This is a genomic window from Limnohabitans sp. (genome assembly GCF_036804465.1).
Lineage (GTDB): Bacteria > Pseudomonadota > Gammaproteobacteria > Burkholderiales > Burkholderiaceae_C > Limnohabitans.
This window is the reverse complement of sequence record NZ_DAIRSK010000018.1, coordinates 1-17,024: the sequence shown is the minus strand read 5'-3', so window position 1 is coordinate 17,024 and position 17,024 is coordinate 1. Positions and strand designations below refer to the sequence as shown.

Annotated in this window: 22 protein-coding genes; 19 read left to right on the top strand and 3 right to left on the bottom strand. The window is 55.4% G+C overall.

The window, feature by feature from the left end; all coding sequences use genetic code 11:
- Positions 1 to 29: 29 nt before the first annotated feature.
- The 3 genes from V7Q41_RS10525 to V7Q41_RS10515 are packed head-to-tail and all read left to right on the top strand — an operon-like array spanning position 30 to position 3,383.
- A complete protein-coding gene (locus V7Q41_RS10525) occupies positions 30 to 263 on the top strand; it encodes a DUF7697 family protein (RefSeq protein WP_333845806.1) in 234 nt (77 codons plus the stop codon).
- Positions 256 to 2,886 (top strand): phage tail tape measure C-terminal domain-containing protein, encoded by a 2,631-nt coding sequence (locus V7Q41_RS10520; protein WP_333845805.1) that lies wholly within the window; start codon positions 256 to 258, stop codon positions 2,884 to 2,886. The genes V7Q41_RS10525 and V7Q41_RS10520 overlap by 8 nt, the downstream gene beginning before the upstream one ends.
- Entirely contained in the window at positions 2,883 to 3,383 is a 501-nt protein-coding gene (locus V7Q41_RS10515; protein ID WP_291929133.1) for a hypothetical protein, read from the top strand. Before V7Q41_RS10520 ends, V7Q41_RS10515 begins: the two co-directional genes overlap by 4 nt.
- Before the next feature lie 230 nt (positions 3,384 to 3,613).
- On the opposite strand, the gene V7Q41_RS10510 is transcribed toward V7Q41_RS10515, so the two are convergent.
- The 3 genes from V7Q41_RS10510 to V7Q41_RS10500 all read right to left on the bottom strand — a co-directional run bounded on the left by V7Q41_RS10510 (position 3,614) and on the right by V7Q41_RS10500 (position 5,236).
- Entirely contained in the window at positions 3,614 to 3,880 is a 267-nt protein-coding gene (locus V7Q41_RS10510) for a hypothetical protein (protein WP_291929135.1), read from the bottom strand.
- A 474-nt stretch (positions 3,881 to 4,354) separates the two neighbouring features.
- Positions 4,355 to 4,741 (bottom strand): hypothetical protein, encoded by a 387-nt coding sequence (locus V7Q41_RS10505; RefSeq protein WP_333845803.1) that lies wholly within the window; start codon positions 4,739 to 4,741, stop codon positions 4,355 to 4,357.
- Positions 4,742 to 4,846: 105 nt separating this feature from the next.
- The gene (locus V7Q41_RS10500; RefSeq protein WP_333845801.1) at positions 4,847 to 5,236 is read right to left on the bottom strand and encodes a hypothetical protein; all 390 of its coding nucleotides are present in this window, start codon (positions 5,234 to 5,236) and stop codon (positions 4,847 to 4,849) included.
- Between the two features lie 64 nt (positions 5,237 to 5,300).
- Here V7Q41_RS10500 and V7Q41_RS10495 point away from each other — a divergent pair, with 64 nt between their 5' ends.
- From V7Q41_RS10495 to V7Q41_RS10420, 16 genes are all read left to right on the top strand, one after another.
- Positions 5,301 to 6,116 (top strand): hypothetical protein, encoded by an 816-nt coding sequence (locus tag V7Q41_RS10495; protein ID WP_333845800.1) that lies wholly within the window; start codon positions 5,301 to 5,303, stop codon positions 6,114 to 6,116.
- A gap of 12 nt (positions 6,117 to 6,128) precedes the next feature.
- Positions 6,129 to 6,683 carry a hypothetical protein gene (locus V7Q41_RS10490; RefSeq protein WP_333845799.1) on the top strand — a complete coding sequence of 185 codons (555 nt, stop codon included), beginning with the start codon at positions 6,129 to 6,131 and terminating at the stop codon, positions 6,681 to 6,683.
- A gap of 9 nt (positions 6,684 to 6,692) precedes the next feature.
- Positions 6,693 to 7,526 (top strand): hypothetical protein, encoded by an 834-nt coding sequence (locus V7Q41_RS10485; protein ID WP_333845798.1) that lies wholly within the window; start codon positions 6,693 to 6,695, stop codon positions 7,524 to 7,526.
- On the top strand, positions 7,501 to 8,127 hold the full coding sequence (locus tag V7Q41_RS10480) for a hypothetical protein (RefSeq protein ID WP_333845797.1): 627 nt from the start codon (positions 7,501 to 7,503) through the stop codon (positions 8,125 to 8,127). The genes V7Q41_RS10485 and V7Q41_RS10480 overlap by 26 nt, the downstream gene beginning before the upstream one ends.
- Complete coding sequence (locus V7Q41_RS10475) at positions 8,081 to 8,668, top strand: 2OG-Fe(II) oxygenase (RefSeq protein WP_333845796.1); 588 nt, start codon at positions 8,081 to 8,083, stop codon at positions 8,666 to 8,668. Before V7Q41_RS10480 ends, V7Q41_RS10475 begins: the two co-directional genes overlap by 47 nt.
- Entirely contained in the window at positions 8,661 to 9,326 is a 666-nt protein-coding gene (locus V7Q41_RS10470) for a hypothetical protein (protein ID WP_333845795.1), read from the top strand. Before V7Q41_RS10475 ends, V7Q41_RS10470 begins: the two co-directional genes overlap by 8 nt.
- A 12-nt stretch (positions 9,327 to 9,338) precedes the next feature.
- The gene (locus tag V7Q41_RS10465) at positions 9,339 to 9,542 is read left to right on the top strand and encodes a hypothetical protein (protein WP_333845793.1); all 204 of its coding nucleotides are present in this window, start codon (positions 9,339 to 9,341) and stop codon (positions 9,540 to 9,542) included.
- Positions 9,542 to 10,903 carry a radical SAM/SPASM domain-containing protein gene (locus V7Q41_RS10460; protein WP_333845792.1) on the top strand — a complete coding sequence of 454 codons (1,362 nt, stop codon included), beginning with the start codon at positions 9,542 to 9,544 and terminating at the stop codon, positions 10,901 to 10,903. Before V7Q41_RS10465 ends, V7Q41_RS10460 begins: the two co-directional genes overlap by 1 nt.
- Positions 10,896 to 11,438, top strand: coding sequence for a DUF1833 family protein (locus V7Q41_RS10455; protein ID WP_333845791.1), 543 nt, complete (start codon positions 10,896 to 10,898; stop codon positions 11,436 to 11,438). Before V7Q41_RS10460 ends, V7Q41_RS10455 begins: the two co-directional genes overlap by 8 nt.
- Positions 11,435 to 11,857, top strand: coding sequence for an NlpC/P60 family protein (locus V7Q41_RS10450; protein WP_333845790.1), 423 nt, complete (start codon positions 11,435 to 11,437; stop codon positions 11,855 to 11,857). Before V7Q41_RS10455 ends, V7Q41_RS10450 begins: the two co-directional genes overlap by 4 nt.
- The gene (locus V7Q41_RS10445; protein ID WP_333845789.1) at positions 11,854 to 14,148 is read left to right on the top strand and encodes a phage tail protein; all 2,295 of its coding nucleotides are present in this window, start codon (positions 11,854 to 11,856) and stop codon (positions 14,146 to 14,148) included. Before V7Q41_RS10450 ends, V7Q41_RS10445 begins: the two co-directional genes overlap by 4 nt.
- Positions 14,149 to 14,214: 66 nt before the next feature.
- Entirely contained in the window at positions 14,215 to 14,598 is a 384-nt protein-coding gene (locus V7Q41_RS10440; RefSeq protein WP_333845788.1) for a hypothetical protein, read from the top strand.
- On the top strand, positions 14,595 to 15,059 hold the full coding sequence (locus V7Q41_RS10435; protein WP_291929176.1) for a glycoside hydrolase family 73 protein: 465 nt from the start codon (positions 14,595 to 14,597) through the stop codon (positions 15,057 to 15,059). The genes V7Q41_RS10440 and V7Q41_RS10435 overlap by 4 nt, the downstream gene beginning before the upstream one ends.
- Positions 15,056 to 15,553, top strand: a complete 498-nt coding sequence (locus V7Q41_RS10430; protein ID WP_291929179.1) for a hypothetical protein — start codon at positions 15,056 to 15,058, stop codon at positions 15,551 to 15,553. Before V7Q41_RS10435 ends, V7Q41_RS10430 begins: the two co-directional genes overlap by 4 nt.
- A 286-nt stretch (positions 15,554 to 15,839) precedes the next feature.
- Positions 15,840 to 16,082: a hypothetical protein gene (locus V7Q41_RS10425; protein ID WP_291929182.1), complete on the top strand. Its 243-nt coding sequence runs from the start codon at positions 15,840 to 15,842 to the stop codon at positions 16,080 to 16,082.
- Positions 16,083 to 16,207: 125 nt separating this feature from the next.
- Positions 16,208 to 16,948, top strand: a complete 741-nt coding sequence (locus V7Q41_RS10420) for a hypothetical protein (protein ID WP_291929184.1) — start codon at positions 16,208 to 16,210, stop codon at positions 16,946 to 16,948.
- The last annotated feature ends 76 nt before the right edge of the window (positions 16,949 to 17,024 follow it).

The window sequence follows — 17,024 nt, the reverse complement described above, 5'->3', positions numbered from 1 at the left end:
AGGCGACCTGTCCTGAGTGTCCGTACCTGGTGAATTCACCTCGGACTGAAGAGGGCTGGCAAGCCCTCGCAGTTCTGGATGTCTGTTCCTCCCAAGTGCGGGCAGTTCAAGGCGCAGTGCTGGGCATGGACTTCAATGCGTGGCTTTCCGCCAGCCAGGCACTGGATGCAGACCCCGCTGCCATGACCCATTTTTTTCCTGCCGTAGAGGCGGGCCTGACGCAAGCATTGAACAAACCATCTCCGGATATTCCACATGGCTGAACGCAACCTATCGATTCGACTCGCTGTCATTGATGGCGGAAAAGTCAAAGCCGAACTGGCAGACGTGGGTGAGGCCGGAGAGCGTTCTCTCAAGAAAATCGAGTCTGCATCGCAACCAGCATCGGCTGGTCTGAACCTGTTGTCCAAAGCGGCCAACGACGCTTTCGTGCGCATGGAGGACGCCACTTCCCGTCTCGGGATGCTGGGCAGCGTACTCGGTCGCCTTGGTCCCGCAGGATTAATCGTGGGTGCATCTGTTGCTGCGGTCGGTTACGGCATGCATCAACTGGTTGTTCCGGTCGCTGAAGTTGGCGAAGAGCTCAACAAGCTTTCCCAGAAAACCGCAGTCTCAGTCGAGGCCTTGTCGGCGTTGCTGTATGCCTCAGAGTTGTCGGATGTGAGCGCTGAGAGCCTGACCAAGGCGCTCAAATTTCTCTCGACTGCCATGTTCGACGCCAAAGTCAAGGGTGGGGAAGGCAGCGCGGCGCTCAAGGCATTCGGAGTCTCGGCGCTGGATGCACAAGGGCAGATTCGTCCGACGGAGCAGGTGCTGTTGGACCTGGCTGAGAAATTCGCGGCCATGCCTGACAGTGCAGAAAAGGCAGCCCTGGCTGTCAAGCTGTTCGGCAAGAACGGACTGGACATGATTCCCATGCTCAACCAAGGGCGCGATGGGCTGACTGAAATGATGGAAGAGGCCAAGCGCCTCGGCCTGGTCATGTCTGCTGATGCAGCACGCGCTGCAGAGGAGTTCAACGACAACATGAAGCGCTTGCACGCGGTCAACGAAGGCGTTCAGCGCCAAATCGGATCCGCGTTGCTGCCGATCCTGGCTGACCTGACGGAGCAGATGTTCCTGGCCAAAACCGAGGCCGGAGGATTCACGAGTGAGTTGCAAGCGATCACGCACAACCGTCAGCAAGTCCTGACGTTCCTTGAGGAGGTCGCAACTGGTCTTGGGTTCATCGCCGAGTCGGCTGTACTTGCCAAGCGCGTGATCAGCCAACCGTTTGACAGTTTGTCTGTCGTCGCAAAGGACGTCGAGACTTGGATCAAGACAGATCTTCTTCGATCCATGAAGTCGATGGGTTATGACGAGGGACAAATCAATGCTGAAATAGCCAAACTGCAAGCAGCTCGCGATCGATTTGTGGAGGCCGCTAACGATCGATTGATGAATCTCAATGACAACCCTGGGTACGTCAACCGTATCGAAAAGTTCTTTGATGAACAGCGACGCACTGTTCGAGTCATGGGTCAGAGGTTTGTTCTGGATACTGCCGAGCAAGCCGCGCAGGTCCAGAAAATCTATGACGAATTCATTCCCAAGATGCCTCGTAAGCGGCCAAGTGGATTAGACCTAACAGGGTTTGAGAAGAACAACGAGGGCTTGCAGTTCTTGAAGCAACTTGAGCAGCGTGCGACGCGAGTAACTCAAGGTGAAGGCGCTGAACTCAGAGCGCGAGCTTTGGAGCTGGAACGCAAGGGATATGCGGGGGTGGTCAAGGAGGCCGAAAAGTACATCGACATGATCGAGCGTATGGAGAAGCAAAAGGAGGCCGACAAAAAGTTCGAGGAGTACGAGAAGGAGCTACAAAAGGCCCATCAAATCACCGAGAACTACATTGGCAACAACCGCCTCAAGCAGGAAGAGTTGCAGCTCAAGCGTCAGCTTCTGGACGTTGGCGAGATCGAGCGGGCTGCCTTGCAGACTCGCTTCGAGATGGAAAAGGCCGCAGTCATGGCATTACGCCAGGCCGAGCAAATCAACGATCCCGGGCTCAAAGCCGAGGCCATCGCTGCGATCAACGATGCCTTGGCGCGGCAGTTGCCGATCGTCGAGCAGCTCGCTCGGGCCAACGTGGAATACCAGCGCAGCTTTGACTATGGCCTTCGGAGCTCTCTGCGCACCTACATTGAGGACGCTACCAATGCGGCCAAGCAGGCTGAACGTGCCGTGACCTCCGCCTTCAAAGGCATGGAGGACGCGATGGTCCAGTTTGTAACGACCGGCAAGGTGGACTTCAACAGCTTGGCCAACTCGATCATCGCGGACCTGGTACGCATCCAGATCCAAAAAATGATCACCTTGCCTCTGGCCGGTTGGATGAGTGGACTGAATTTGTTTGGTGGTTCCAGTGGCGGTAACGGAATTGGTGGGGCATTCCCTGCTGGTGCCACTGACCTGATGTCAGGCGGAACGATGGTGGCTCACACCGGTGGATTGATTGGCAGTGATGTACTGGCAACTCGATCAGTCGGACTGCATCACTTTGATGGAGCGCAGCGGTTTCATACCGGTGGAGTGGTGGCGGGCGAAGTCCCCATCATTGCTCAGCCTGGCGAGGCGGTATTCACGCCTGGTCAGCTTCGATCGCTGGGAGGCGCACTGGCTAAAAACAATCCGTCACCAGTCAAGGTGGTGGTCAATGTCAACAACCACGCATCAGGCGTGGATGCTCGAGTTCAGACCAGCCAGCAGCCAGACGGCACCACCCGCCTGGATGTGATGGTTGAGCAGATCGAAGCACGTATGAGCCGATCTATCAACCAAGGTGTGGGTATAGCGCCCACTCTGGAGCGACGTTATGGCCTCAATCCCGCAGTAGGAGCCTTGCGATGAGTGATGTGACCTTACCGGCGGGGATTCCCGTATGGCCGGACACCTTGCCGTTGCCTCGTATTGAGGGATATGGGTTGGCCCCGCAGTCAAACGCCATTCGAACCGACATCGATTCAGGAGCCGCTCGGATGCGATTGCGATCTACCAGCACGCTCTACCGGGTTCGCTCAGAGTGGCGCTTCTCGCAAGAGGCGTTCGCAGTCTTTGATGCTTGGTGGATGCATGTGCTCAATCAAGGGGTGCTGTGGTTTGCGATGCCACTCACGGCTGGGTTGGGCGTTCAGGCGGTTCAAGCGCGATTCATTGCGCCATGGGACACCGAGCTTTTAGCGGGAAACAGGTGGCAGGTGAAAGCGCAACTAGAGGTGCAAGACTTTCCTCGGCTAAGTCCTGATGAGGTTCAGGTGGCCGCAGTACTTGGACCAGATGCCATCGCGCTGGGGGATCGCCTACATGCCTGGCTCAATCAAACCATCGTGGCATCGGACTACTGGTAGCCATAGACACTAAGGAAATCAATCATGACCCTCAAGACCCGGCTCGATCAAGCTGTGGGAACGATCGAGGGGGATGCAGGCTTACTCCATCAGATCGTCCACGGGGATGATCAGACAACCGTCACCACGCAAGGTGGTCAGGTCAAAAGTGTGGCCAACGTCATTCATGGAGTGCAGACCCAGCTTGATGCTTCCCGACAAGATCTGACCAATCAGGTTGCCACTGCAACTCAGCAAGCCACCAGCGCCGCGCAATCGGCCAGCAATGCCGCAAGCTCTGCGACGACAGCCAGCACCAAAGCAACGGCAGCCACTGATTCCGCGACCAGTGCTGCCAGCTCCGCTACTGCGGCGGCCACGTCGGCGGCGACTGCCAGCACCAAGGCCAGTGATGCCAGTAGCAGCAAGACGGCAGCAGCAGCGTCTGCCACCAATGCTGCGACGAGTGCCGCTAATGCGGCTGGTTCTGCGACTGCTGCTTCGACCTCAGCGAGCACTGCCTCTCAAAAGGCAACCGATGCAGCTGTAAGTGCCAGCTCCGCATCTGCCTCGGCACTCACGGCCACCAATAAAGCAGCGGACGCGCAAACTGCGTTGACTGCTGCGCAGGCGCAAGCCACCTTGGCATCCGATTGGGCGCAAAAGACCACGACCACAGTCGATGGTGCCGGTTATTCGGCTAAGTACTGGGCGGGTCAGGCGGCAAATTCTGCAGCCGTGGTCACCACCAATACGGTGATTCCGGCGGATGTCTTCACTGGTGATGGCGTCAAGACAGACTTCACTCTCTCACATCCAGTGGCGTACCCCGGCGCGTTGATGGTGACAGTGGCTGGTGTGCCTCAGGCCCCCATCGATGCCTATTCAGTCCCGACCACAACGACTCTGCGCTTTGTCTCGGCACCGACCAGCGGCGTGGCGATCAGTGTTCGATATTTGGACAAAGAGTCACAGTCTGGCGCAGCAGCTGCTCAAGAATGGGCCACCAAGACAAGTGGTGTTGTATCGGGGTCGACCGAATATTCGGCGAAATACCATGCGCAGGCTGCTGCCGCGAGTGCCACGTCTGCTGCACTTTCTGCATCAGCCGCATCGGGGAGCGCGACTGCGGCGGCGGGCTCGGCAACTACCGCCACGACCAAAGCTGCAGATGCTGCAACTTCGGCAACCAACGCTGCATCCTCGGCAACAACAGCCAGTACCAAAGCAACAGATGCAAGCGCATCGGCCACCAGTGCGGCAACCAGTGCAAGCGGGGCATCTACTTCGGCCACTACGGCGTCCAGTAAAGCCACGGATGCAGGCAATAGCGCATCAGCGGCAGCAGGCTCAGCAACAAGTGCGGCCAGCAGTGCCACTGTGGCTCAGGACTGGGCAACCAAGACGTCGGCACCGGTCAGTGGCAGCGACTACTCTGCGAAATACTACGCACAGTCGATTTCTGCCTCAGCAGCTACCGCCTCTCAAAAGGCGACAGACGCTGCAACGAGTGCAACAGCGGCGGCATCTTCGGCCACTGCGGCATCAAGCAAGGCTTCTGATGCAGCGACGTCGGCCACCAATGCTGCATCGTCGGCGAGTACGGCATCTGCCCAAGCAGTCGCGGCGGCAAGTTCGGCTACCAGCGCGGCATCGTCTGCCATGGCAGCGGCAGGTTCTGCAACAACGGCCAGTACCAAGGCTTCGGATGCAGGCAATAGTGCCAGCGCTGCAGCCACCTCGGCCAGCAATGCCAGCACTAGCGCTGCCAACGCGTCGAGTTCAGCCAGTGCTGCGTCTGTATCGGCGGCAACTGCCAGCACAAAAGCGGCAGAGGCTTCGACCAGTGCGTCGGCAGCAGCTAATTCGGCCACTGCTGCTTCTGGCAGTGCCGCCAGCGCAGCAAGTTCTCTGACTGCGTCTCAGACGCAAGCAACCTTGGCTGCTGACTGGGCGCAAAAGACGACTGGAACGGTTGATGGAAGCGGCTTCTCGGCCAAGTACTGGGCAGGACAAGCAGCAGGATCTGCAGCAGCGGTGACTGCCAATACGGTCATTCCAGCTGATGTGTTCACGGGCGATGGCGTCAAAACTGATTTCACGATCAGCCGACCTGTCGGATACCCGGGCGCACTCATGGTGACGGTGGCTGGGGTGCCACAAGCCCCCCTGGATGCGTACATCACACCGGCGACCACGACATTGCGTTTCACCTCAGCTCCGGCCAACGGGGTGGTGATCAGCGTGCGATACCTGGACAAGGAGGCGCAGTCTGGCGCAGCCGCAGCCGAAGAGTGGGCAAACAAGACGTCAGGCCCTGTTTCTGGATCGACCGAGTATTCAGCCAAGTACTACGCGCAGTCCATTGCTGCCAATGCTGCCATCGCAAGTCAGCAAGCAACCAGCGCGGCGAACTCGGCAACGGCTTCGGCGGGTAGTGCCACTGCATCAGCGAACTCTGCGACGGCTTCAGCCGCCTCGGCTACACAGGCCCAGAGCTACATGAGCCAGGCGCAGGGATATGCCGCTGCGGCGGGCGGATCCAACGTCGCTCCGCAGGTCTTTACAGGCAACGGTTCGGCTACGGATTTCAGTCTGAGCACAGCAGCATCCAGCGTCCATAAATTGATCGTGACGGTCAATTACGTGGTCCAGGACTCGCTCGATGCCTACGTCCTGGTCAATTCCGGGGCGACTTTGCGATTCACATCGGCACCAACCGCCAGCGCGCGGATTGTGGTGCGTTACATCTAACTAGGAGAAATCATGGCGATTACGCGCATCCCCAAAGCGGGGTTGGATGATGCTCTGCAAACTGAGCTGAACGGCAAGTTGGACAAGGCTGGTGGAACCATGACAGGTTCCATCACGATGACCAACGGAGCCCTTTTCAAGAGCAGTGTGACAGGCGACGATGCCCGCAACACGGGCTACAAGATGGGCGATGGTCAGGACATCGGTGAGATGAACCGTTCGAGCCAGTATTACGACGACCGTGCAAGCAATTGCAACGGCTATCTGCCTAACGGCAACTGTGCCGGTAATGGCAACTGGAACCCGCCAAATGGCAACTGGTGGACTTGGGGCGTCAGTGGTGTTCCTACCGGCAATTGCGCCAACTGGGGAAGCTATGACGGAGCAGGCGGTACGAGCCAGGTTTTCAATGCGGTGTCTGTAGGGTTCAACTACGACGGGTACTACGAGGCGGCCAATGAAATTGGCGGATCGGAATACCACCGCTGGTATCGGAATTGCAATTGCGGTGCATTCAATTGCCGAACCAACTGCAATTGCAACTGCGCTTGCTGTGGCTGCTGCTGAGGAGGTGAGATGAAGGTCTATATCACCCGCCCCCCCGCCTATGCCAGTTCACCTGATCACGTCGTGCGTGTTTTTGTGGATTCGGCCAGGAAGCATGTCGGAGTGGAGATGTGCATTGTTTTCTCGCCCAACCCCAGCGAGCCATTGCCCGATGACGAATCCGTCCTGCAAAGCGGCGAGAAGTTTTACAAGGTCATCGCAGTCAGTGAGTTTGACTATGAGTTGCTCAAAAAAAGCACCGGTTGGGCAGATCGTCAAGCTTGGCATCTGACTTTCCGATGGGACGTTCGATCCTTTACCGATCCGATCCCACTCTATACCTACTCGATGGCAACCAAGATGTCTGCACCCGAACTGTCGCGAACGACTTATCAGAACAACCTATCCGTAGGGTTCGTGGTTCCGTTTGCAGACTCGTTGTTCGAGGAGTGCGCAGTGACCGTGAACATCAACCCCGATGTGAACAAAGGCGATTGCGTGGTTCTTGGGGTAGATGCGTCGGACATTGAGCGCACAGACTATTCAGCCAGCGCCCAGGTGCGCGAGTTGATCTTGCTGCCTGGTGTTCAAGTGTCTGCCCCTGCGAGCTGCACAGCTAACGGACAAGTCGATGTGCATTTGCAGGTTGTAGATGCCAACGACCAGCCCCTTGAGCGCGATGCAGAGATTTTTCTGGAGACAGTCAACGGTTACCTGCCCAAGACCCGAATCAAAACAGTCAATGGACAGGCCATCGTTCCTTTCCTGGCGTTGGGACTGAATGACGGAGACTCGGCTCGCGTCAAGGCTGGGTTCAAGTATTTCAGCGGAGCCTCTGATGCGTCCATCCAGATCCGTGACTAAGGAGCTGTTTGGCGCGCGGGTGTACGTTGGAATGCACTCCTTTGATCCTGAGTTGATGACGACGATGTGTATTCAGGCGCTGGCCTTGCATGAACACACCAATCCTCACGGTATGCCTTGGTCGCGAAGCACGCGAGAAAGTCTGCATCTGATGCCTGCATTTGATCCAGTCATCCGGTTGATCGAGAGTGTTGTAGCGCAGGAATACGGCTGCAGTGTGAGCGAAATGACAGGACGCGAGGTAGTGGTCAAGCGGGGTCAGTGCTTGCCATTGCACTGCGAGGATACGGATTTGTCTGCGGTGTTCATCCTAAGCACCCAGGCACAACCGGATCCCTCGCGCAGCGACTACTCCGGAGCCTTTGTGCTGGTCAATCCGAGTGGAACATTCGGTTTCAAGAACTTGCCGTGGGAAGGCTTGCGATCGGAATTGATCTATCCGGCATCAGGAATGCTCCTGATCTTTCCCAGCTACTTGGCGCATCACACCCACCCCTATAACGCAGAGGAGCCCGCCGTTGAGTTGCACTTTGAACTCAGCGTGGCCGATAACCATGCAAATCAACGTTTACGACAACCTAGCTTCCCCCGATCTCTTTGAAGCTGCCCGCGTGTGGCTTCTAGCTCAAAGCCCGATCTTTGGCTGGCGCGCTCATGCTCAGGCCCCTGGTACGTTTTGGCATCGAAACTTTGTGTTGCCTGGAACGCATCAACACCACTATGACGATGGTGCATGGAATTCGGATTTGAGCTATGAGTCCTTTTTGAAAAATTCAGGCCCCTTTGCCGATGTAGCGGAAATAGTTCGACGCGAGCATTTTGGAGATGTCGCCTTGACTCGTGTTTGGGCGAACTACCAGACATTTGGCGATGAATCCGCATTTCATCGTGACTTCCCGGCGCAGTACTCAAAATCGGCCCGCACGGCGATTTGGTATCCGGTGATGCGTTGGGATCGCGACTGGGGAGGCGACTTTGTCACCCTTGATGAAGAAGGCGAGGTGAATGCTTGTACCTTGATCAAGCCCAATCGTCTGGTGGTTTTCAACGGAACACAAACACACGCAGCTCGACCGATATCCCGGTATTGCAACGAGCTGCGCATTGCTGTCTCTTTTGGATGCGAGGTTACCCATGATTGAACATTTATGGAGTACGCCTGTCCTGCATGAAGCCTCGCCATTCGCAGCGGACCAGATCAATGAGCTGAAGACGTTCACGACGGAGCGCTTTAAGAATCACAAGGCCCATCCTCCGCGACATGCAATGCCTGATGTGCCAGTGAAATTGCGCACCCAATTGAACCTCTTTTTGCCAGAGCATGAAATGCAGGCCCCACCTGTCTGGTTTGAGTTCAAAAAGTGGGTCGATAAGACCTACCGTACTTATTTGCAAGAGGCTCACGGGGTCAGGAATGCAAGTGAACTCGATGTGCTGGCGCGCTGCATTCCTGTCTGCTACCAAAAGGGGATGCGGGCTCAGCCGCACTATCACCACACAGGTGACCACGTTCTTTGCCTGTACCTCGACTGTGGCCGAGAACGAAGTCCTCCACAGGACCGTGATTGGACGGTCGGAGATGGAGAGCTGCTTTTACAGGACCCCCGCCCGATGGCGGGGTTTCCGTTTTGGGAAAAGGTTCGATACATCGAAACAACTCCTGGGTTGTTTGTTTTGCATCCCTCACGGATATGGCACGAGACCAATCCCTTCAACTCCCCCAGTGGGGAGCGCGTCCTGTTGGTCGTCACCTTCCGCGTGGCCTCCCACAACTACACAGAGCTTTACACCCGGCTATGAGCTGGGCAGGAGATGACCTTGATTGAGAAAACCATAGAGCTCGTTGATGACGAGCATGTCTTGTTTACCGTAACAGTCTTGGATGGTGAGCGCATCCGCTCCCGCCGTGAATATCACTTGGCCAAGTTTGCACACCAGAGTGCGCAGGAGGTGTGCCGTCAGGCATGCCCTGAGGCTTTTGCCGATGAACCGGCAATGCAAAGTGCAGGTGCGTGATGGCTAGATTTACTTTGCACGCGCGCAATCGCGCCAATGAGCCAGTCCAGCTGATTTACGACAACCAAACCAGTGAGCTTCTGGCCGAGGACCTTACTCCCTGGCCACTGGCCTACATTGAAAAATCATGGACAGTCGGTCACATTGAAGCGGTTAGCCTTACCCATCCTGGTCGAAAGACCAGCCCCAAGGTATTGAAAATTCAGCTTGGTCTGTCGTGCAACTACTCGTGCGACTATTGCAGCCAACGGTTTGTTCCTCATGCGCAAGAGACCACGCAAGCAGACGTACCTCAATTTTTGAGGCTGCTTGAGGATAGTCTCGACCAAGCACCCGAGCGAATTGAGTTTTGGGGTGGCGAACCGTTGGTTTATATCAAGACCCTGCGCCCTTTGGCTGAGGCGCTCAGGCAGCGGTATCCGTCAGCATCATTTGGCATCGTCACCAATGGCTCTTTGCTGAATCCGGAGGTCAATGAATGGCTGGATGCATTGGGCTTTGGTGTGGGCGTTAGTCACGACGGTCCAGGTCAACCTGCTCGTGGCCCAGACCCTCTGGCAGACGAATCCAGCCGCGCCGGAATTCTGGATCTTTACAAGCGGCTCTCTCCTCAGGGGCGAATCTCGTTCAATGCCATGGTCCATCGCACGAACACCAGTCGGGAAGAGATTGCCAAGTACTTCTTGCAGTTGACTGGCGATCCGACGATTTCGATCGGCGAGGGAGCCTTCGTTGATCCCTACGATGCGGGGGGTCTGGCAAATTCGCTTCAATCGAATGAGGAGGCCTTCGAATTTCGCAGGCAATCGCTGGATGAAATTCGTCGTGGGCGGATTGTTCATCTCGATATTGCTCGTTCTCGTATGCGCGAGTGGGCTCGAAGCATCCTGGAGAGACGTCCGGCCAGCGTGTTGGGTCAGAAGTGCGGGATGGACAGTCCTGACCAGATCGCCGTCGATCTCATGGGCAGTGTGCTTACTTGTCAAAACGTGAGTTCGGTGTCTATTGCGCCTAACGGTCAGTCGCATCACATCGGGCATATTTCAAAGTTGTCGGATGTGGCACTCGACACCTCGACGCATTGGTCTGAACGATCAGAGTGTCTTGGCTGCCCTGTGCTTCAAGCTTGCAAGGGCGCATGCATGTTCTTGGAAGGACCGTTGTGGACAGCGGCCTGCGACAACGCGTATTCGGATCATGTGCCATTTTTTGTGGCTGCCATCGAACATCTGACGGGTTGCGCTGTGCAACGCATCGAAGGGGTTCTGCCGCAAGCCAGGTCTGACGTCTTTGGATTCGATGCCAAAGCCAATCAATCAGCCTCCAGAAAAGTCATTCCCATCAAGGTGTCAAATGCCTGATCAAGCTCTTTCAGCAGCATTGCGTGAGGCATATGCCAGTGCGCCCAACGACGTGGTTATTTTGCATACCTTGGAGATCCGGCACCCGGACTTTAGAGACGATGCAGGTAATACGACCGCGATCCGCGTGGTTCGTGATCAGCAAGACTTGCTTGCAAGGCTTGAGGCGTCAGCGCCAATCAATGCAGGCCAGCAGGTTCAGTTTGTAGCCATGGGATTTGAGCTGGATCTGCCGCCGGTAGATATTGCGCCTGTTCCGGAAATTGCGATCACCCTGGACAACGTCACCCGTGAGATCGTGAAGCACTTGGATGAGGCGTCAGTTTCGGAGTCACCCATTGAAGTGACCTACCGTCCGTACCTTTCCAACGATTTGAGTGGCCCACAGATGGATCCGCCCATCACGTTGGTGATCACCGAGGTGGAGGCGGACGTGCAGCGGGTCACGGCCAAGGCACGGATGGCTGACATTGGCAACAAAACCTTCCCGTCACGCCTGTACACCGCAACTGAGTTCCCTGGATTAGCACGATGACGAAAGAAGACTCGCCGAGTTGGGCGATCCAATACATCGGTCGTCCGTGGATTGCAGGTGAGAGAGGCCCCGAGTCATTTGACTGCTGGGGCCTTTTTCTTTGGGTCCAGAAGACGCACTTCAGTCGTGAATTGCCTGTGATCCCGGTGGATGCACTGAATCTGCGGACGGTCCTGCACACGTTCAAAACTCACCCTGAGAGGCAACGTTGGGCTGTGGTCGATGTGCCACAGCAGGGTGATGCGGTCTTGATGCGTCAGTCTCGACACCCTGTTCATGTGGGCGTATGGGTCGAGGGAGACGGTGGCGGCGTTTTGCACTGTGCCCAGCAGGCTGGAGTGGTGTTTCAGCAACTGAATTCTCTGGCCAGTCACGGCTGGCAGGTGGAGGGGTATTACCGATGGAAGGAATCGCCATGACAAGCACTTGCATGTCAGGCCTACCCAGTCCTGGACTGGTCATTTGGATGCGAAATCCGTTCGAGCCCAGTGATCGGCAGGTGAGCCATGTGTTTGGATCGCCCACGATCGCACAGTGGATGAGTCGTGATGGCGTTGAACTCGACCAGCCCACCTTGATCCTGAAAAACGGGCAGCCAGTACTGATGGCGCATAGGGCGGTGACGCCGATAGATGCAGGAGACGTCGTAGCTTTGGTCACACTGCCGCAAGGCGGTGGAGGTGGCGGCAAGAATCCGCTGAGAACCGTGCTCATGATCGCCGTGCTGGTCGTCGCAAATGCGTATGGCGGCGCTCTGGCTGCGTCAATGGGGTATTCAGGCACGCTAGCGACGGCGGTGGCGTCAACTGCGATTGCAGTGACGGGCTCTGTACTTGTCAATGCCCTGGTGCCGTTGCCAAATCAGGCCTTGCCCTCGGCATCAGCCAACACCACATCCCCCAGCCCGACATACTCCTTGCAAGCGCGGGGTAACTATGGACGCTTGGCGCAACCCGTGCCTGTGATCTATGGCCGTCATCTGGTGTACCCAGATCTGGCCACCATGCCCTATACGGAGTACGAGAACAATGAAGAATATCTCCATCAACTGCATGTCATCGGTGTAGGCCAGTTCCAGTTTGAGGAGCTGTCCATTGATGACAGCCCGATCAGCTCGTTCGCAGAGGTGCAAGCGCAGGTGATTGAGCCAGGCGGCCAGAACACATTGTTCAATCCTGATGTGGTTACGGCCCCGGAGGTCTCGGGACAGGAGTTGATTGCTGTTAGCGATACCGGAGCCATCGTTGGCCCCTTTGCCCTAAATCCGGTGGGTACACAGATCAATCAGGTCGGTGTCGATGTGGTGATGTTGCGCGGTCTCTACTATGCCAATGACAGTGGTGCATTGGAAAGCCGATCGGTGCAGTGGCGGGTTGAGGTGCGAAGCATCAACGATGATGGGGATGCCATCTCGGGTTGGCTTCATTTGGCAGACGAGACCTACTCAGCTGCAACCAATACCGCGCAGCGCCTGTCTTTCAAGTATTCGGTGGCACCTGGGCGTTATGAGATCCGCCTGCAGCGCCTTGATGCACGGGATACCAGCAATCGGGCTGGTCATGAGTTGCGTTGGGGGCAAGCCAAGGGTTATTTGGCTGGATCCCAACTGCCCACTGATCTGACTTACTTGGCGCTCAGGATGCGCGCTACCGACAACTTGTCACAGCGTTCCTCACGGTTGGTCAACTGCCTGGTGACGCGCAAGCTCTCAAGTTGGAGTTCAAGCTCTGGGTGGTCTGCGCTGCAACCCACCCGGTCGATTGCGTGGGCCTTCGCGGATGCTGTTAAGTCCAGCTACGGCGCAGGTCTGCCTGACCGGCAATTAGACTTGTCAGCCTTGGCGCGGTTGGATGCGGCGTGGTCTGTTCGAGGGGATACCTTCAATGCAGTGTTTGATCAGAACCAGACGGTGTGGGACGCCTTGGGGCAGATTGCCCGGACTGGGCGTGCCGTGCCGTTTTTGCAAGGCGGGATTGTTCGCATCGTTCGCGATGAACCCAAGACCATCCCGGTGGCGCTCTTTTCTGCACGAAATATCGTGCGCAACAGCTGGAAGATTCAGTACCTGATGGCAGGCGATGCGACAGCGGATGCTGTCACGATCGAATACGTCAACCCCAAGAGCTGGAAGCCTGACGAGTTCACAGTGGCGTTGCCTGGATCCCAGGCTGTCAAGCCTGCTCGCGTGAGATTGTTTGGCTGTACCGATAGGGCTCAGGGCGTTCGAGAGGGTAAATACATCGTGGCGGCCAATCGATATCGCCGACGAATCGTGACCTTCCGCACGGAGCTGGAAGGTTTGATTCCAACCTATGGAGATTTGATTGCGCTCAGTCACGACATTCCGCGATGGGGTTTGAGTGGAGAGGTCTTGAGCTGGGACAGTCAAACGAGGACTGTGCGGTGTTCTGAGTCGCTGAGTTGGCAGTTAGGAGCCGTTCACTACCTGGTTCTGCGAAAGCCAGATGGCTCGGTCTCCGATGCCATTGAGGTCACGCAGGGGGCAACTGCTGCTCATGCCATCCTGAAAGCTCAGCCCGGGTTTGAGCCACAGATCAGTGCTGACCGTGAGCGAACGCATTTTGCTTTTGGTGTCGGGCAGTCCTGGTCTCAGCTGGCGCGTGTCATGAGCGTCAAGCCCAGGGCTGAGCAGGTCGAGCTGACTTGCGTGGCTGAGAACGCGTTGGTGCATACCGCCGATCAATCCTGAACTGAACCTGATTTTTTAACCACCCGCCGAGGAGCAATCCCGGCGGGTTTCTTTTTGGAGAAACGAATGCCAGAACCGACAAGTAGTGGAGTCGCAGGAGCGGCAGTGGCTTACAAGGCCTTCGGCGGAACGGCGGCAGCAGTTGCCAGCGGAGCCACCTTGGCCGCCGTGGTGGTCATGCTGATGACTCCACCGCGAAACAAACGTGAATGGGCTGTCGGCTTGATCAGTACGGTGGTGTCCAGCATTGGCGGTGGTGCTTTCACTGTAGAGCATTTCGGTCTGCATCACTGGGCTTTCTCATTCATGGGGCTATGTGCTCTGGGTGGGTTGATCTTTGCGTGCGGCTTGCCGGGGTGGGCGATGGTTCGTTGGACCTTTGCATTCATTGACAAGCGTCGAGACGATTCGATCGAAGAGGTGGCCAAAGACGTGAAGGAGCTGCTATGAAACCGATTGAATTCATCGCATTGATCGGCTCCTCTGCGCAGGCAACGGCCAAGCGTACGGGCGTGTTCGCCAGTATCACGATCGCGCAGGCAGCGTTGGAGTCCGGTTGGGGTGAGTCTGGCCTGGCCAAGGTGGGGAAGAACCTCTTTGGCATCAAGGCCGATAGCCGCTGGAGGGGGGAGACCTTGATTCTTCAGACCAAGGAATTCATCCGTGGCCAGTGGGTTGTGGTGCCTGCCAAGTGGCGCAAGTACGCCAGCTGGCAAGAGAGCATTGATGACCACGCAGCCTTCCTCAAGCAAAACCCGCGCTATCAACCATGCTTCCAATGTTTGACGGCTCAGGCATTTGCACAAGCGCTGGCCAAGGCTGGGTATGCCACGGATCCAGGCTACGCCAACAAGGTGATCGGACTCATGAATCAGCACAAGCTGCAAGCACTGGATGGAGGTGCTCCATGAACTGGCTCACCAAATTCTTCTTCGCCAATTGGAATTACCTGATGGGCGGACTTGTACTGCTGATGGTTTTTATCTGCGGAGTACAGGTCGGTGAATCCCGCATCAATCGGGAATGGGACTCCGAGAAGTTGCGAGCAGCGCTGGTCATTGCCAAGCAAGAGCAGCGTGTCGAAGACATCCGTCAATCACAAACTCAAATCAATCAGGGAATTTCAAATGACTATGCGAAGAACACCAAGGTGCTGGCAGGTCGTCAGTCTGATTCTCATCCTATCGGGATGTGCGACTACGCCACAACCAGTGGCAACAGTGTGCCCGCCATTTCCGATACTGCCCAAGGAGCTGCAGTCCCCGCCACCTACTCTCTATTTGCTTCCGATGCAGATGCGAGGGGAGTGAGTTGCAAGCAGCTTGAAACAGATGCGGCACAGACCACCCTCATGCTGCTCGAAGTGCAGCGCTGGTATCAGAAGCAATCAGCTCTTTACCCATAAAAAGGCCCGGCTTGTCATTTGACAGGTCGGGCCTTTTTTGTTTTTGGGCTATGAGTTGAATAGGAATAAATATGCACTTTAACCTTTCGTAGTGAGCCTCTGATTTGTCAGAGTGTCCCGTCTGCCCTGACAACTGTAGCAACCCCAGTCCGCCTCCATATTGCTTAACTTGTTGGCGGAACGCAATTACGAGGCGGTCAAGAAGATAGGGCTATAGCGCTGTACCGATGAACATTGATTAAGTATGATCTAACTGTTGATCAGCATCACTGGATTCGAAAGCACTATGAATCAAGAAAAGAAGTGGCCTCAAGTTGGTGAAACGCTTACTCACACATACAGAAAAAAGCCCGGGAGGGTTGAGGCTGAAGTTGTTTCCGTAGACAAGAAAAATGGCGCGATTTCTTTGCGCATAGGGAAGCAGATCTACCCCTCCTTGTCTTCAGCTGCCGAAGCAATGTCCGGAGCCGCAGCAAATGGTTGGATTTATTGGGGGCTAAAAAAGCAGCGCCCAAAAAATATAGCCTGAGATTATCTGTATAAGTCGGACCTTCTTTTTTTGGCTCTTGATTTCTTGCTTGTCACCTGTCTGGTTGTATAGGTCATGAACAAATTGCGCTCTTTTGAAGCGTATTAATATTTGGGAGTTTATCGGTGAGTTATTACAAAACTAATGCAGTCTACGGGCTCCTCGAACTGGAAAAAGAGCATCCCTTTGTGTGGGTGTCTGGAAACGCATGGATGCTAGTTTATGGCGATCAAAATGCTTCTCCTAAAGCCCTTGTTTTGGCAGTTGGGAGTTCTTGGGATATTCAGAAAGACGTGGTGCGTGTATCAAAAAAAATAGCGCAAAAATCTGGTATTCCACTCTTTTTTGTCAAGTTTGATGATGGCGTCGATGCGATTGAAAAGGTTAGGTTTAGTCAGCCCGGTCATATTCCGACAGAATTGACTCTAGATGAACTGAAAGAAGAGTTTGCAAAAACCGGTTTACCGGTAAAAGACGGATATTGCGGGAAAAGTGTCAACGACGCCACAAGTAGTGCTTACCACAACTGGCAGCGAGCCAATCTTGGGGCAATCAAGGTCACCGATATCGATTTGGTTAGATTGGATAGTAATGGCGAACCGATTGAGGTACTCGAACTTAAAAGATCTTTTTACTCCCTTCAAGATTGGAAGCCTTATCAAGATGACTTTGTCAACTTCAATCTGCTTTTGTCTGTATGTCAACAAGCTGATATGAAGATGAATATTGCATACAACGTCCGAGAAACGAAACCCGTTTTTAAGGATGACGCCTCTCGATTCGCTATTTTTTCATTCTCTTCACCAAGCGCCCCTAAAAAAATTGGATTGGTTAATTATTCTGATTTTTTGAAAGGGGACTATTAATGACGCATAGTCGATTTTAATTTTGACAGATCTCGCCTGAGGGTGATTAAGCGCGTTACTTTACTACCTCCATCAG

Bases quoted from the DNA above. Each gene is read 5' to 3' on its own strand.
- V7Q41_RS10520 (WP_333845805.1), top strand. From the start codon at position 256: ATGGCTGAACGCAACCTATCGATTCGACTCGCTGTCATTGATGGCGGA.
- V7Q41_RS10515 (WP_291929133.1), top strand. From the start codon at position 2,883: ATGAGTGATGTGACCTTACCGGCGGGGATTCCCGTATGGCCGGACACC.
- V7Q41_RS10490 (WP_333845799.1), top strand. From the start codon at position 6,129: ATGGCGATTACGCGCATCCCCAAAGCGGGGTTGGATGATGCTCTGCAA.
- V7Q41_RS10485 (WP_333845798.1), top strand. From the start codon at position 6,693: ATGAAGGTCTATATCACCCGCCCCCCCGCCTATGCCAGTTCACCTGAT.
- V7Q41_RS10480 (WP_333845797.1), top strand. From the start codon at position 7,501: ATGCGTCCATCCAGATCCGTGACTAAGGAGCTGTTTGGCGCGCGGGTG.
- V7Q41_RS10475 (WP_333845796.1), top strand. From the start codon at position 8,081: ATGCAAATCAACGTTTACGACAACCTAGCTTCCCCCGATCTCTTTGAA.
- V7Q41_RS10470 (WP_333845795.1), top strand. From the start codon at position 8,661: ATGATTGAACATTTATGGAGTACGCCTGTCCTGCATGAAGCCTCGCCA.
- V7Q41_RS10465 (WP_333845793.1), top strand. From the start codon at position 9,339: ATGACCTTGATTGAGAAAACCATAGAGCTCGTTGATGACGAGCATGTC.
- V7Q41_RS10460 (WP_333845792.1), top strand. From the start codon at position 9,542: ATGGCTAGATTTACTTTGCACGCGCGCAATCGCGCCAATGAGCCAGTC.
- V7Q41_RS10455 (WP_333845791.1), top strand. From the start codon at position 10,896: ATGCCTGATCAAGCTCTTTCAGCAGCATTGCGTGAGGCATATGCCAGT.
- V7Q41_RS10450 (WP_333845790.1), top strand. From the start codon at position 11,435: ATGACGAAAGAAGACTCGCCGAGTTGGGCGATCCAATACATCGGTCGT.
- V7Q41_RS10445 (WP_333845789.1), top strand. From the start codon at position 11,854: ATGACAAGCACTTGCATGTCAGGCCTACCCAGTCCTGGACTGGTCATT.
- V7Q41_RS10440 (WP_333845788.1), top strand. From the start codon at position 14,215: ATGCCAGAACCGACAAGTAGTGGAGTCGCAGGAGCGGCAGTGGCTTAC.
- V7Q41_RS10435 (WP_291929176.1), top strand. From the start codon at position 14,595: ATGAAACCGATTGAATTCATCGCATTGATCGGCTCCTCTGCGCAGGCA.
- V7Q41_RS10430 (WP_291929179.1), top strand. From the start codon at position 15,056: ATGAACTGGCTCACCAAATTCTTCTTCGCCAATTGGAATTACCTGATG.
- V7Q41_RS10425 (WP_291929182.1), top strand. From the start codon at position 15,840: ATGAATCAAGAAAAGAAGTGGCCTCAAGTTGGTGAAACGCTTACTCAC.